Source organism: Humibacillus sp. DSM 29435 (genome assembly GCF_001758225.1).
In the GTDB taxonomy this organism is placed as follows: domain Bacteria; phylum Actinomycetota; class Actinomycetes; order Actinomycetales; family Dermatophilaceae; genus DSM-29435.
In genome coordinates, this window is record NZ_MAST01000006.1 from 101,013 (window position 1) to 115,262 (window position 14,250).

A 14,250-nucleotide genomic window follows, 5' to 3' on the forward strand; every position below is an offset into this window, starting at 1 on the left:
CCGATGTCGCTCGTACTGCACGTCGACGCTGACCACTGGCGCTCGGGCCATGCCAAGACCCTCGCGCGCTACCCCGGGATCGTGCCGGTCATCAAGGGCAACGGCTACGGCTTCGGCGCCGGTCTGCTCTGCCGCGAAGCGCAGACCATGGGGGTGGCGACCATCGCGGTCGGCACCTACGTCGAAGCCCCGGCCGCGCTGGCGGCGTTCGGTGGCGACGTGCTGGTCATGGAGCCCTACCGGGCCCCCATCCACGCCGACCTGCCCGACCTGCCCCACCGGCGGCTCGTGCACACCATCACCAGCAGCGCCGACCTCGGCAGCCTCCGGAGCATCGAACCCGCCGCCCGGGTGGCCGTCGAAGGGCTGACCTCGATGAACCGGTTCGGCGCGCCGGTGGCCGCCCTCAGTGGGTTGGTCGACGCCGCGTCCGCCGAGGCGGTCACCCTGCACCTCCCGCTGGGCACCGGTCACCTCGAGGAGATCAGACGCTTCGTCGATGCCGTGCCCGCGGTGCGGCGCTGGTTCGTCTCGCACGTCTCCCCCGACGAGCTCGCGACCTTGTGCAGCCGCTACCCCGGCCACGAGTTCCGGCCCCGTATCGGAACCGACCTGTGGTTGGCCGAGCCGACGTCGTACGAGGTGAGAGCCCACGTGCTCGACGTGCGGGCAGTGGCGAAGGGCGACCGAGCCGGCTACCGGCAGCGCGCCCTTCCCGCCGGACACATCCTCGTCGTCAGCGGCGGCACCTCGCACGGCGTGGCCATGGAGTCACCGGCAGCGGCCACGACCCCCCGGTCGCGTGCCATCGCGGTGGCCGAGGGGGTGCTGGAGGCCGCCCACAAGGTGCGTTCGCCCTTCACCGTCTCGGGATCCTCGCCCCGTTTCGCCGAACCGCCCCACATGCAGTGCAGCCTGCTGGTGCTGCCCGTCGGCGCCACCCCACCTGCCGTGGGCGACACGGTCACCGTGCGGATGCGCCTGACCACCACCTACCCGGATGCCGTCGAGCTGCGCTGAAGAACCGGCTGGGCGACGATGCTCGGCCTGCTACAGCGGGGTGTCACGCACCTGATATCCCAGCGGACGGGAAGGAGCCGGCCGACGGCGCACGCCGGTTAGCATGTGGCCGTACGGGTCGTCGGAGCCCGGCATCCGCCCCACAGGAGCGCCTCATGACCTTCAACGACAACGCCCGACTCGACACCTCCCAGGTGGAGAGCGCCGGAGGCAGTCAGCGTGGTGGCTCGGGCGGCGGCTTCGGCGGAGGCTCACGAGGTGGCGGCGGTCAGCTCCCGGGAGGCATGAAGGTCGGCGGCGGCATTGGTGGTCTCATCATTCTGGTCCTCGTGCTCGTCTTCGGCGGGGGCCAGCTGCTCGGTGGTGACGGATCCGACGGGAGCGCCGGCGGTCTCGGTGGCCAGTCGTCACGGCAGCTGCAGCCTGGGCAGGTAGCAGCCGCCGGTCAGGTGCAGTCGTCGGCGGTCTCGCGCTGCAGGACCGGCGCCGATGCGAACAACGATGACGTGTGCCTCGTGGTCGCCACCGTCAACAGCGTGCAGGACTACTGGGCCAAGACCCTGCCGAAGTACCAGATGAAGTACCAGCCGGTGAAGACGGTGATCTACCAGGGTCAGACGAGCTCGGGCTGCGGCACCGCCAACGCCCAGGTCGGGCCCTTCTACTGCCCGCTCGACCGCAAGGTCTACATCGACGCGAGCTTCTTCGCCGATCTTCAGAGCCGTTTCGGGGCCGACGGTGGCCAGCTCGCCAAGGAGTACGTCGTCGCCCACGAGTACGGCCACCACATCCAGAACCTGCTCGGCGTGCTGAACCGGGCCCAGCAGGATCCAGAGGGTCCGAACTCGGGCGGCGTGCGCATCGAGCTGATGGCCGACTGCCTGGCCGGTACGTGGGTCAAGCACGCCACCGAGACGACCGACGCGAGCGGCACACCACTGCTCAAGCCGATCACCGACGACGACATCAGCTCGGCCCTGTCGGCGGCAGCCGCCGTCGGTGACGACCGCATCCAGAAGGCTGCGACCGGAAGAGTGACCCCCGAGTCCTGGACCCACGGTTCGGCCCAGGCCCGACAGAGCTGGTTCCTGCAGGGCTACCGGTCGGGCGACATCAACCAGTGCAACACCCTCGGAGTCGGCTCCGTCTCCTGACTCCCTCAGTCACTCCCTCAGTCGCTCGCTCAGTCGAGTGGCCAGTTCCGTACGCGCCACCATGTACGAAAGTGGCCACTCGACGGGAGGATTCAGTCGAGTGGCCAGTTCCGTACGCGCCACCATGTACGAAAGTGGCCACTCGACGGGAGGATTCAGTCGAGTGGCCAGTTCCGTACGCGCCACCATGTACGAAAGTGGCCACTCGACTCAGGGGGTGGGGGGTTGGTCGGGGTCTGTGAGGGTGATGCGCAGGGCCCGACCGCGGCGCAGGGCCGCTTCCAGCACCGCTCGCTTCGGGTCGGGCAGGTCGTAGAGCTCGCGCCTGGGCAGACCCAGGAGAGCGCGCAGGGCCGACGCGCCGAGCACCTCGGCGACGAGGGTGCGGTCTCCACCGACGACCAGGCCCCGGGGGATGCCGGGAGCACTGCTGCGCGGTGACTCGTCGCCGCCCAGGACCACCCTGAGCGCGTGCCCGACCACGGCGTCGACCAGCTCGTCGGCCTGCTTGCCGCGACGCCGGGCGAAGCGCTGCTGCGACCAGCCGCCCGCCGCGGTGCGTGACTGCACATGACGCGTACCGACCTTCGAGGCGGAGAGGGCCGGGCCGGTGGCGATCCCTACGGCGTACCCACCACGCCGCACGAGCACCAGCCCCAGCGGGTCGTGCTCGAAGGGGCGTGCCACGGCTCTGGTTCCATCAGCAGCCACCGCCGAGACGACGGAACCACAGGGAGACCGTTCGTCGGCTCTCTCGTAGGGCCCGTGCCGGTCGGCGAAACCCACCAGCCACCGCTCGAGTCGGGCAGGATCCACCTCGACGACGCGGCTCGTCACGAGGCCGCGACGAACGTCAGAGGTTGAAGCCGAGGGCGCGCAGCTGGTCGCGACCGTCCTCGGTGATCTTGTCGGGGCCCCACGGCGGCATCCAGACCCAGTTGACGCGGTAGGAGGTCACGAGCCCCTCCAGCGCCTGCGCGGTCTGGTCCTCGATCACGTCGGTGAGCGGGCACGCCGCCGAGGTGAGGGTCATGTCGAGCACGGCATTGGACTGGGCGTCGACGGTGATGCCGTAGACGAGCCCGAGGTCGACGACGTTGATGCCGAGCTCGGGGTCGACGACGTCGCGCATCGCCTCTTCGACGTCGGCGACGTTCGGCGGGGTCGGCGAGGTTGCTGTCTGGCTCATGACGAGACTCCTTGCGTTGCGGTGGAACCGCTGGTAGCGACGGTCGGGTTGGTGGCAGTGCTGATGGCGGAGATGTCTACTCCGGCCCGGGCCAGCGCGTCGGTGAACGCCGTCCAGCCGAGCAGGGCGCACTTGACTCGCGCCGGGTACTTCGAGACTCCGGCGAAGGCCACGCCGTCGCCGATGACCTCGGCGTCACCGGGCTCGGTGCCGCGCGAGGTGAGCATCGCCCTCATCGACTCGAACGTCGCCAACGCCTCGGTCACCGGTCGCCCGGTGACCTCCTCGGCGAGCACCGACGTGCTGGCGACCGAGATGGAGCAGCCCTGTGCCCGGTAGGACACGTCGCGAACGACAGCGTCGGCGCCCTCCCCGGAAAGCTCGACCCGCAGGGTCACCTCATCGCCGCAGGTCGGGTTGATGTGGTGCACCTCGGCGTCGAAGGGCTCGCGCAGACCGCTGCGCAGGGGCCGCTTGGAGTGTTCGAGGATCAGCTCCTGGTAGAGATCCATCAGCTCGCCTCCCTCGTGGCCTCGCCGCGCAGGGCGACAGAACCTGCCCGGGCGTCGGGCCCGACACCGAGACCTGCATCAGGGTCGGCCTCATCGAGGTCGATACCGAAGATCCCTGGTACCCGGTCGAGTGCGCGAAGCAGAGCCTCGACCTCACCGAAGGTGTTGTAGGCCGCGACCGATGCCCTGGTGGTGGCGGTGACCCCGAGGGCTCGGTGCAGAGGCCAGGCGCAGTGGTGGCCGACCCGAACGGCCACCCCGGCGTCGTCGAGCACCTGGCCGACGTCGTGGGCATGGACGCCGTCGACGACGAAGGCGACTGCTCCCCCGCGTGGTGTGCCGGGCGGCGGGCCGACGACGTGCACCCACGGTCGTGCCGCAAGGCCGTTCATCAGGGCGTCGACGAGCGCAGACTCATGGGCGGCGATGCGGTCGATGCCGACCGCCTCCACCCACGTCACCGCCGCGGCGAGGCCGACCGCCTGAGCAGCGTTGGGCACCCCCGCCTCGAACTTCTGCGGCGCCGGCGCGTACGTCGAACGTTCCATCGTCACCATCTCGATCATCGAGCCTCCGGTGAGAAAGGCCGGCATGACCTCGAGCAGCTCGGCGCGACCCCACAGCACCCCGATGCCCATGGGCCCGTAGAGCTTGTGGCCGCTGAAGGCGATGAAGTCGGCGCCGAGAGTGGCGACGTCGACCGCGAGGTGGGGAACCGACTGGCAGGCGTCGACCACGACGAGCGCCCCCACGGCGTGGGCCCGCTCGGCCAGGGCCGCCACCGGGTTGATGGTGCCGAGCACATTGGAGACGTGCGTGAACGCAAAGACCTTGGTGCGGTCGGTGAGCAGGGTGTCGAGGTCGCTGAGGTCGAGCGCACCCTCGGCCAGCACCGGGAGCCATCGCAGGGGGGCCCCGGTGCGACGGGAAAGCTCTTGCCACGGAACGAGGTTCGCGTGGTGCTCCATCTCGGTGACGAGGATCTCGTCACCGGGCCCGAGCACGAAGCGGGCGTCCTTCGGCTGCTCGTTCGGAGACGCGTTGGAGAAGGCGTAGGCCACGAGGTTGAGCGCCTCGGTCGCGTTCTTGGTGAACACGACCTCGCCGGCCGGCGCCCCGATGAAGGCGGCGATGGTGGCCCGAGCGTTCTCGAAGTCGTCGGTTGCCTCCTCGGCGAGCTGGTGCGCTCCCCGGTGGACCGCCGCGTTGTGCTGCTCGTAGAAAGTGCGCTCGGCGTCGAGCACCGCCGTCGGCTTGTGCGACGTGGCCCCCGAGTCGAGGTAGACCAGCCGCCGGTCGTCACGAACGGTACGCGTCAGGATCGGGAAGTCACCGCGAAGGGCGGCGACCTCCCGATCACTGAACGACGCGTTCACGCGCGCACTGCTGGACGGCATCCGGTCGACCTTCAGGCGCTCGCGGGCGTGGCGTAGCGGTCGTAGCCCTCGTCCTCGAGACGGTCGGCCAGCTCGGCGCCGCCCTCTTCGACGATCTTGCCCTCGATGAACACATGCACGAAGTCGGGCTTGATGTAGCGCAGGATGCGCGTGTAGTGGGTGATGAGCAGCACGCCCACGTCGCTCTCACTCTTGACGCGGTTGACGCCCTCAGAGACGACCTTGAGCGCGTCAACGTCGAGGCCCGAGTCGGTCTCGTCGAGAATCGCGATCTTCGGGTGGAGCAGCTCCATCTGGAGGATCTCGTGGCGCTTCTTCTCGCCACCGCTGAAGCCCTCGTTGACGTTGCGCTCGGCGAACGTGGCATCCATGCGCAGGTTGCTCATGGCCGCCTTGACGTCCTTGGTCCAGGTGCGCAGCTTGGGGGCCTGGCCGTCGATAGCGGTCTTAGCGGTGCGCAGGAAGTTGCTCACGCTCACGCCGGGGACCTCGACCGGGTACTGCATGGCGAGGAAGAGGCCGGCGCGGGCCCGCTTGTCGACCGACATCGCGAGCACGTCTTCGCCGTCGAGGGTCACGGTGCCACCGGTGACGGTGTACTTCGGGTGGCCCGCGACGCTGTAGGCGAGCGTCGACTTGCCGGATCCGTTGGGGCCCATGAGCGCGTGGGTCTCACCTGAGTTCACGGTGAGGTCGACCCCACGCAGGATCTCCTTGGGGCCGTCCTCGGTCTCGACCGAGACCATCAGTCCCTTGATCTCGAGCGTGTGCTTGCCCTTCACGTCTGTCAGGTCGCTCACTGGTTCAGTTCTCCTTGCTGGCGGTGCTGGGGGTGATCTGGGTCGGGGCGGCGTACTCGGTGGCCGCGAGCTCGTCCTCGATCGCCGCTGTGACCTCGTCACGCAGGTCGGCGAGCGGGATGTGACGGATGATCTCGGCGAAGAAGCCGCGAACTACAAGTCGTTTGGCCTGGTCTTCGGGGATGCCGCGTGACTGCAGGTAGAACAGCTGCAGGTCATCGAACCGCCCGGTCGCCGAAGCGTGGCCGGCCCCCGCAATCTCGCCCGTCTCGATCTCGAGGTTGGGCACCGAGTCGGCGCGGGCGCCGTCGGTGAGCACGAGGTTGCGGTTCAGCTCGTAGGTGTCGGTGCCTTCGGCTTCCTTGCGGATGAGCACGTCGCCCACCCACACCGTGCGGGCCGACTCGCCCTGCAGGGCTCCCTTGTAGGTGACCCGGCTCTTGCAGTGCGGCGTGTTGTGGTCGATGAACGAGCGGTGCTCGAGGTGCTGACCCGCGTCGGCGAAGTAGACCCCGAGCAGGGTGGCGTCGCCGCCCGGCCCGGCGTACCGCACGTTGGCGTTGATGCGCACGACGTCTCCCCCGAGGGTCACCGAGACGTGCTTGTAGGTGGCGTCGCGGCCGACGAGGGCGTCATGCTGGGCCAGGTGAACGGCGTCGTTGTTCCAGCGCTGGCTCGAGACGACTGTGAGGTTGGAGCCGTCGTCGGTCACGACCGAGACCAGCTGCGTGTAGCGCGCGCTGCCCGTGTGCTCGAGCACCACGGTTGCCCTGGAGTGACGGCCGGCCCGGATCACGATGTGCCCATGAACGGTCTCTCCGGCGCCTTCGAGCCGCAGCCGGATCGGCTTCTCGGGTTCGGAGTCGGCCGGAATGTCGATCAGGAGCGCGTCGTCAACGGCTGCGGCCACGGCGGCCGCACGGTCCTGCGGCGGCAGGATGCCGAGGGCCTGGGCCTCTGCTGACGTGATCGTCGCTGTACTGACGTCGGCGGGAAGGTCGGCCTGCACGAGCAGGTGCCCGGGCTGAAGCTGTTCGCCGAGGTCGAACAACCCGGCCAGCTTGCGGACGGGCGTGAAACGCCACTCCTCCTCGCGCCCCCGGGGAACCGGGAAGGCGTCGAGGTCGAAGGACGCCGTGCGCTCGGCCCGCGAAGCGTCGGGCACGAACCCGGCCGCGGATGCTGACTGCGGATCGGCGTGGGTATGTGCGCCGCCGACGGGTGCGTCGACGAGCGTGTCGGCAATGCTCATCAGCCGACTGCTCCTTCCATCTGGAGTTCGATGAGGCGGTTGAGCTCGAGGGCGTACTCCATGGGCAGCTCTCGCGCGATGGGCTCGATGAACCCGCGCACGATCATCGCCATGGCCTCGTCCTCGGCCATGCCTCGGGACATCAGGTAGAACAACTGGTCTTCGCTGACCTTCGAGACCGTGGCCTCGTGACCCATCGACACGTCGTCCTCACGGATGTCGACGTAGGGGTAGGTGTCGCTGCGGCTGATTGTGTCGACGAGCAGGGCGTCGCAGCGCACGGTCGAGGCCGAGTGCGTGGCGCCTTCCAGCACCTGAACGAGACCGCGGTAGCTCGAGCGGCCGCCACCACGGGCAACCGACTTGCTGATGATCGAGCTCTTGGTGTTGGGGGCCGCGTGCACCATCTTGGAACCGGTGTCCTGGTGCTGACCCTCACCCGCGAAGGCGATCGAGAGCGTCTCACCCTTGGCGTACTCGCCCATGAGGAAGACCGCCGGGTACTTCATCGTCACCTTCGAGCCGATGTTGCCATCGACCCACTCCATCGTCGCGCCGGCCTCACAGGTGGCGCGCTTGGTGACGAGGTTGTACACGTTGTTCGACCAGTTCTGGATGGTCGTGTAGCGAACCCGCGCGTTCTTCTTGACGATGATCTCGACGACGGCCGAGTGCAGCGAGTCGCTCTTGTAGATCGGCGCCGTGCAACCCTCGACGTAGTGCACGTATGAGCCCTCGTCGGCGATGATCAGCGTTCGCTCGAACTGGCCCATGTTCTCGGTGTTGATGCGGAAGTAGGCCTGCAGCGGGATGTCGACGTGTACACCCTTGGGGATGTAGATGAACGAGCCGCCCGACCAGACCGCGGTGTTGAGCGCCGCGAACTTGTTGTCGCCGGCCGGAATCACCGTGGCGAAGTGCTCGCGGAACAGGTCCTCGTGCTCCTTCAGCGCGGTGTCGGTGTCGAGGAAGATGACGCCCTGCTGCTCGAGGTCCTCGCGGATCTGGTGGTAGACGACCTCAGACTCGTACTGGGCCGCGACCCCGGAGACGAGGCGCTGCTTCTCGGCCTCGGGGATGCCCAGACGGTCGTAGGTGTTCTTGATGTCCTCGGGGAGGTCATCCCACGTGGCCGCCTGCTTCTCGGTCGACTTCACGAAGTACTTGATGTTCTGGAAGTCGATCCCGGTGAGGTCGGACCCCCACGACGGCATCGGCTTCTTGCCGAACAACGACAGGCTCTTGAGGCGCAGCTTGGTCATCCACTCGGGCTCGTTCTTGCGAGCGGAGATGTCGCGGACGACGTCCTCGTTCAGCCCTCGACGAGCGTTCGTTCCGGCGGCGTCGCTGTCAGCCCAGCCGTACTCGTAGGTGCCGATGCCCTTCAGGCCCGGGTTGCGCTCTTCGATGTTCGTGCTCATGAAGGTGAACCTTCCTTGACGTGCGTGCTGTGGCTGGATGGAGGTGCTGGCTTGCTGGTGGGTACGAGATGCGCCTCGCCGGTGACAACGTCGGCGGGGCTCTCGCTCTTCCGGTCGAGTCCACCGGTCGGGACGAACGTGGTGCACACATGGTGGCCACCGGCGAGGGTAGCGAGTCGTTGTACGTGCACTCCGAGCAGGCGCGAGAAGGCCTCGGTCTCTGCCTCGCAGAAGGCGGGGAACTCCGCGGCCACGTGCTGGACCGGGCAGTGGCCCTGGCACAGCTGGATGCCGGCGAGCGCGCCTGCACCCACCGGTCGGGCCGTCGCGGCGAAGCCGTCTTCGCTCAGCGCCGTGACGAGGGCGTCGGCGCGGTCGGCGGTGTCGTCGCCCACAGCCGACAGCGCCGCGGCATACCGCTGCTCGGCCTCGGCGGTTCGGCTGCGAGCGAACTCGGCGACGGCTTCCGGACCGGACTGCTTGGCGAGGTAGCGGAGCACCTCCACGGCCACGGAGTCGTAGTCGGCGCCGAGGGAGGAGTGGCCGGCCTCGGACACGACGTAAGCGCGCGCAGGGCGGCCTCGCCCACGACGGGCCGTGCCTGCGTCGTGCGTGGCCACGACCCCCTGCTCGACGAGCGCGTCGAGGTGGCGCCGGACCGCTGCGGGGGTCAGGTCGAGGTGCCGACCGAGCTCGGCCGCCGTGACGGGACCGTCGACGGAGACCATCTGCAGCACCCGAGAGCGCGTTCGGGACTCGAGGTGCGGCGACGGCTCGCCGCGCTTCGGCTCCCTCGTGGTGCGCTCAGCAATAAACACCACATCATTGTGACGTAAATGGTGGGTCTGCTCCAGTAAGGATGGCCTTACACCTGCGCGGTGGTATCGCAGGGTGGGTCGTCGGCGGCGTCGCCGAGACAGTCGGGATCATCAGGATCATCGGGGGTGTCAGCGATCGGCATGATGAGCGATGGCATCCGGTGCCGCGGCGGCGCGACGGCCTGCTCCCCGAACCAGCGCAACCGAAGTGGTCGCGTGACCCAGCCGAGAGGGCAGGTGAGCACGTAGCCGTAGGCGACGACGACCGCGGTGGGGCCGGGGCGCAGCACGAGACCGATGGCGACGACCACCACGAGCGTGACCGTGACAGGCAGATGCCGGGTCGACAACAGGGCCCGGAAGGAGCGGAACCGGAACGAGGTCGCCATCAGGGCCGCCGGGAGCACACCCGCGACGACCGGCAGCAGCGGGGCCCAGCCGTAGAGGGGGCCGTCGATGGCGAGCACCGTCGCGATGACGACGGCGGCCGCGCTGGGGCTGGCCAGACCGACGAAGTATCGCTTGTCGGCCAGCGGGTCGATCGTCACGTTGAACCGGGCGAGGCGGTAGGCGGCGCACGAGAGCCAGAACATGGCTCCGGCCCACGCCCAGACGGGGTAGGCCGGCAGCGCCCAGGTGTAGACCAGCACGGCGGGTGCGATGCCGAACGAGATCAGGTCGGCCAGGGAGTCGAACTGCAGCCCGAAGGGGGTGATCGCGCCCACCGCGCGGGCCACCGCCCCGTCGGAGATGTCGAGCAGGATCGACACGGCAATGAAGATGGCGGCCGTCGTGAACTTCCCCTGGAACGAGAGCAGCACCGAGCTGAAGCCGAAGAGCATGTTGCCGAGGGTGAACAGGCTCGGGAGCATGACCCGGGCCCGGACCCGGGGGTTGAGCCGGCTCATCGGCACCACCCGGGCGCCGGTGGCCGAGACGAGCCGGATGCCGCGGCTGACCCGAGCCCGTCCGCGACCGGCCCGGCTGGTGGGGTCGCCCGTCACCGGACCACCTCGAGGCTCGCCTCCACCCGGCCCGGCCCGGGCGGGGTGGGGCTGGTCGTCGGGAAGCGGCCGAGCACCGTCTCACCGGCGACGGCCCGCTTGCCCTTGGCAACCTCGAGAACGACCTCTGGGGGCACGAAGACGTCCATGCGAGACCCGAACTTCATCAGGCCGATCCGCTCCCCCGTGCCGACCTCGTCACCCGGGGCGATCCGCGTCACGATGCGCCGGGCCAGCTGGCCGACGAGCTGGCGGTAGACGACCCGGCGACGCTCGTCGCCGACCAGCCGTTCGACGATGATCTCGCTGCGCTCGTTCTCCGTGGCGCTCTCGGCCCGGTAGGCCGCCAGGAAGCTGCCTGGCTGATGGGTCACGTCGATCACCCGCCCCCCGTAGGGCGAGCGGTTGATGTGCACGTCGAGCAGCGACAGGAAGATGCTCACCTGTTGCCATTCGCCATGGGGTGCCACTCCGGATTGCGGGGGGCCTACGTGCACGATCATGCCGTCAGCGGGGGCGAGCACCACGTCAGGGTCGGCGACCGGCATCCGGTCAGGACTGCGGTCGGGATCACGGAAGAAGAGCGTCACGCCGGCCGTGAGCAGGCCCAGGGCGGCGGTGGCCCGAGGCCGGCGAGCGAGTGCCGCGAGCACGGTCGGCACCGCGACGAGGGCGGTGAACGGCTTGGCGGTGGGATCGATCTTCATGCCTGGGGCTCTCCGGATCGGGTGGGGGTGCTCAGCAGGTCTCAGCAGAGAAGGGGCACGCTTCGCGATGCTTGAGGCGCAACCTGCCCGTGGGTGGACAGTGCCGGCGTCTGGGTCGCTTAACAGCGAGCCTAGACTGGGCAGCCATGACCGCTGGCGTGACCACTCCGACCGCCGTGACCCTCTCCGAGCTGAGCAGACGGTTCGGCTCGGTCCTGGCCCTCGACGGCCTGTCGTGGCAGGCCCCGACCGGTCGCGTGACCGCCGTTCTCGGGCCCAACGGGGCCGGCAAGACCACCGCGATCGAGTGCGCGGTGGGGCTCACGAGGCCCACCTCTGGTTCGGTGACAGTGCTTGGCGCCGACCCACTCACGGCGTTGTCACTGAAAACCTCGCCGGTCGTTCGTCGCCCCGGGCCGTTCGGGTACGGGGCCTTGCGCAAGCAGTTCGTCTACCAATCAGCAAGCACGACGTCGCGTCGTAACTCATCCCGAGTCTAGACCGTGCCACCGCAGACCCGTCACCGGACGCCGCCGGGTGCGTACCCCGTGGTGGCACTAGGCTCGGTTGCGTACGAGAGACGCCTTGCCGCGAAGGAGAACCGTTCCGTGACCAGCACCGCCACCCAGGCGAAGTCGACCACCCGCTCGAAGACCTCCAAGAGCACCTCGGCCAAAGCGAAGGGCGTGCTAGCACAGCGCGATCCGAGCCTGCCACTGCCTGTCGCCAAGAAGGCGGGCTGGTCTGACCTCGACATCCGGGCCGTCGACACCGCCCGCGTGCTGGCCGCCGACGCCGTGCAGAAGGTCGGTAACGGCCACCCCGGCACCGCGATGTCGCTGGCGCCCCTCGCCTACCTGCTCTACCAGAACGTCATGACCCACGACCCGAGCGACCCGGCCTGGCTGGGCCGCGACCGCTTCGTGCTGTCGTGCGGCCACTCGAGCCTGACCCAGTACATCCAGCTCTACCTCTCGGGCTACGGCCTCGAGCTCGACGACCTCAAGTCGCTGCGCACGTGGGGCTCGCTGACCCCCGGCCACCCCGAGGTGCACCACACCAAGGGCGTCGAGATCACGACCGGCCCGCTCGGGTCGGGGCTCGCCTCCGCCGTCGGCATGGCCATGGCGCAGCGTCGCCAGCGGGGGATGTTCGACCCCGACGCCAAACCGGGCACGAGCCCGTTCGACCACCACGTCTACGTGATCGCCTCCGACGGTGACATGCAGGAGGGGGTCAGCCACGAGGCCTGCGCCCTGGCCGCTCACCAGCAGCTCGGCAACCTCACGATGATCTACGACGCCAACCAGATCTCCATCGAGGACGACACCGACATCGCCTTCAGCGAAGACGTCGGAGCGCGGTTCGCCGCCTACGGGTGGCACGTCGTCGAGGTCGACTGGCGCCAGAACGCCGACGGCCACACCTACGTCGAAGACATCGACGCCCTGCTCGTCGGCATCCGCTCGGGTGAGAAGGTGACCGACCGGCCGACCATCGTCGTGCTGCACACGATCATCGCCTGGCCCTCCCCGACCAAGCAGAACACCGGCAAGGCGCACGGCTCCGCGCTCGGCGACGACGAGGTGGCCGGCCTCAAGACCGTGCTGGGGTTCAACCCGCAGAAGAGCTTCGCGGTCGAGCCGGCCGTGCTCCGTCATGCCCGTGAGGTGAAGAAGCGCGGCAAGGCCGCCCACAAGAGCTGGGACCAGGGCTACCGGGCGTGGCGCAAGGCCAACCCCGACCGGGCGAAGCTGCTCGACCGCATCCAGTCAGGCGCCGCGCCCGACGGTCTTACCAAGGCCCTGCCGACCTTCCCGGCCGACGCCAAGGGGATGGCCACGCGAGCGGCATCCGGCAAGGTGCTCACCGCCCTCGCCGACGTCATGCCCGAGCTCTGGGGCGGTTCGGCCGACCTCGCGGGCTCGAACAACACGACGATGGAGGGCGAGCCCTCGTTCATCCCGACCGACCGCCAGACCGCGACCTGGCAGGGCGGCCCCTACGGTCGTACCCTGCACTTCGGCATCCGTGAGAACGGCATGGGGATGATCCTCAACGGGATGGCGCTCGAGGGTCTGACCCGGCCCTACGGCGGCACCTTCCTCGTGTTCTCCGACTACATGCGCCCCGCGGTGCGCCTCGCGGCGATCCAGCAGGTGCCCGTCACCTACGTGTGGACCCACGACTCCATCGGCGTCGGCGAGGACGGCCCCACCCACCAGCCCATCGAGCACCTCGCCGCGCTACGCGCGATCCCCGGGCTGGCCGTGGTGCGTCCTGCCGACGCCAACGAGACCGCGGTCGCCTGGGGCACCATCCTGGCCGAACGCAGTGGCCCGGCCGCGCTGTGCCTGACCCGCCAGAACGTGCCCACCTGGGACCGCAAGAAGTACGCCAAGGCGTCCGGCGCGGCCCGGGGCGGCTACGTGCTCGTCGAGGAGTCGGGGTCAGACGGACCCGACCTCATCCTCGTGGGCACCGGGTCTGAGGTGCAGCTCGCGGTCGAGGCCGCCGAGAAGCTCGAGAAGAGTGGCGTGGCAACGCGAGTCGTGTCGATGCCTTGCCGCGAATGGTTCGAGAAGCAGACCAAGGGCTACCGCGAGAAAGTGCTACCGGCCGCCGTTCGGGCCCGGGTCAGCGTCGAGGCCGGCATCGCGATGGGCTGGCACGACATCGTCGGGGATGCCGGTCGCAGCGTGAGCATCGAGCACTTCGGCGCCTCCGCCGACGCCGAGACGCTCTTCCGCGAGTTCGGCATCACCGCAGAGGCCGTCGTCAAGGCCGGCAAGGCCTCGCTCAAGGCGGCCCGAGCCGACAGGGCCGGCTCAGTCGGCTCACTCACGGCGCCGACCATCAACGAGACGAGCCCGGCGCGAGCCAAGGCGAGCGCCAACACCGACGTCATGGGCAGCGACGTCTCACAGGGCGACGGCACGGCTGCCGCCGCCAGCACATCGACCGAAGGAAAGTGAT

The 14,250-nt window shown here is 69.1% G+C and carries 14 protein-coding genes; 4 read left to right on the plus strand and 10 right to left on the minus strand.

Features of this window, described 5'->3' with window-relative positions:
- Positions 1 to 3: 3 nt before the first annotated feature.
- Both BA895_RS05815 and BA895_RS05820 read left to right on the plus strand, forming a co-directional pair.
- Positions 4 to 1,020, plus strand: a complete 1,017-nt coding sequence (locus BA895_RS05815; RefSeq protein WP_070190954.1) for an alanine racemase — start codon at positions 4 to 6, stop codon at positions 1,018 to 1,020.
- Between the two features lie 155 nt (positions 1,021 to 1,175).
- Entirely contained in the window at positions 1,176 to 2,174 is a 999-nt protein-coding gene (locus tag BA895_RS05820; RefSeq protein ID WP_070190955.1) for a neutral zinc metallopeptidase, read from the plus strand.
- A 210-nt stretch (positions 2,175 to 2,384) separates the two neighbouring features.
- Here the strand turns inward: BA895_RS05820 and BA895_RS05825 are convergent, their stop codons facing one another.
- The 10 genes from BA895_RS05825 to BA895_RS05870 all read right to left on the minus strand — a co-directional run bounded on the left by BA895_RS05825 (position 2,385) and on the right by BA895_RS05870 (position 11,274).
- Positions 2,385 to 2,861: an acVLRF1 family peptidyl-tRNA hydrolase gene (locus tag BA895_RS05825; protein WP_254666343.1), complete on the minus strand. Its 477-nt coding sequence runs from the start codon at positions 2,859 to 2,861 to the stop codon at positions 2,385 to 2,387.
- Positions 2,862 to 3,027: 166 nt separating this feature from the next.
- Entirely contained in the window at positions 3,028 to 3,363 is a 336-nt protein-coding gene (locus BA895_RS05830) for a metal-sulfur cluster assembly factor (RefSeq protein ID WP_070190957.1), read from the minus strand.
- Entirely contained in the window at positions 3,360 to 3,875 is a 516-nt protein-coding gene (gene sufU, locus BA895_RS05835; protein ID WP_070190958.1) for a Fe-S cluster assembly sulfur transfer protein SufU, read from the minus strand. Before sufU ends, BA895_RS05830 begins: the two co-directional genes overlap by 4 nt.
- Positions 3,875 to 5,272, minus strand: coding sequence for an aminotransferase class V-fold PLP-dependent enzyme (locus BA895_RS05840; protein ID WP_083283015.1), 1,398 nt, complete (start codon positions 5,270 to 5,272; stop codon positions 3,875 to 3,877). The genes sufU and BA895_RS05840 overlap by 1 nt, the downstream gene beginning before the upstream one ends.
- Before the next feature lie 11 nt (positions 5,273 to 5,283).
- Positions 5,284 to 6,072, minus strand: coding sequence for a Fe-S cluster assembly ATPase SufC (gene sufC, locus BA895_RS05845; protein ID WP_256388430.1), 789 nt, complete (start codon positions 6,070 to 6,072; stop codon positions 5,284 to 5,286).
- A gap of 4 nt (positions 6,073 to 6,076) precedes the next feature.
- Positions 6,077 to 7,324: a Fe-S cluster assembly protein SufD gene (gene sufD, locus BA895_RS05850; protein WP_083283016.1), complete on the minus strand. Its 1,248-nt coding sequence runs from the start codon at positions 7,322 to 7,324 to the stop codon at positions 6,077 to 6,079.
- Positions 7,324 to 8,745, minus strand: a complete 1,422-nt coding sequence (gene sufB, locus BA895_RS05855; RefSeq protein ID WP_070190959.1) for a Fe-S cluster assembly protein SufB — start codon at positions 8,743 to 8,745, stop codon at positions 7,324 to 7,326. Before sufB ends, sufD begins: the two co-directional genes overlap by 1 nt.
- Entirely contained in the window at positions 8,742 to 9,566 is an 825-nt protein-coding gene (locus tag BA895_RS05860) for a metalloregulator ArsR/SmtB family transcription factor (protein ID WP_070190960.1), read from the minus strand. Before BA895_RS05860 ends, sufB begins: the two co-directional genes overlap by 4 nt.
- 44 nt (positions 9,567 to 9,610) lie before the next feature.
- Entirely contained in the window at positions 9,611 to 10,567 is a 957-nt protein-coding gene (locus tag BA895_RS05865) for a phosphatidylcholine/phosphatidylserine synthase (protein WP_070190961.1), read from the minus strand.
- On the minus strand, positions 10,564 to 11,274 hold the full coding sequence (locus tag BA895_RS05870; protein ID WP_070190962.1) for a phosphatidylserine decarboxylase: 711 nt from the start codon (positions 11,272 to 11,274) through the stop codon (positions 10,564 to 10,566). The genes BA895_RS05865 and BA895_RS05870 overlap by 4 nt, the downstream gene beginning before the upstream one ends.
- Positions 11,275 to 11,420: 146 nt before the next feature.
- On the opposite strand from BA895_RS05870, the gene BA895_RS24855 reads away from it, so the two are divergent.
- Both BA895_RS24855 and tkt read left to right on the plus strand, forming a co-directional pair.
- Complete coding sequence (locus tag BA895_RS24855; protein WP_070190963.1) at positions 11,421 to 11,774, plus strand: ATP-binding cassette domain-containing protein; 354 nt, start codon at positions 11,421 to 11,423, stop codon at positions 11,772 to 11,774.
- A 186-nt stretch (positions 11,775 to 11,960) separates the two neighbouring features.
- Positions 11,961 to 14,249: a transketolase gene (gene tkt / locus BA895_RS05880; RefSeq protein ID WP_070190991.1), complete on the plus strand. Its 2,289-nt coding sequence runs from the start codon at positions 11,961 to 11,963 to the stop codon at positions 14,247 to 14,249.
- Position 14,250 lies beyond the last annotated feature (1 nt).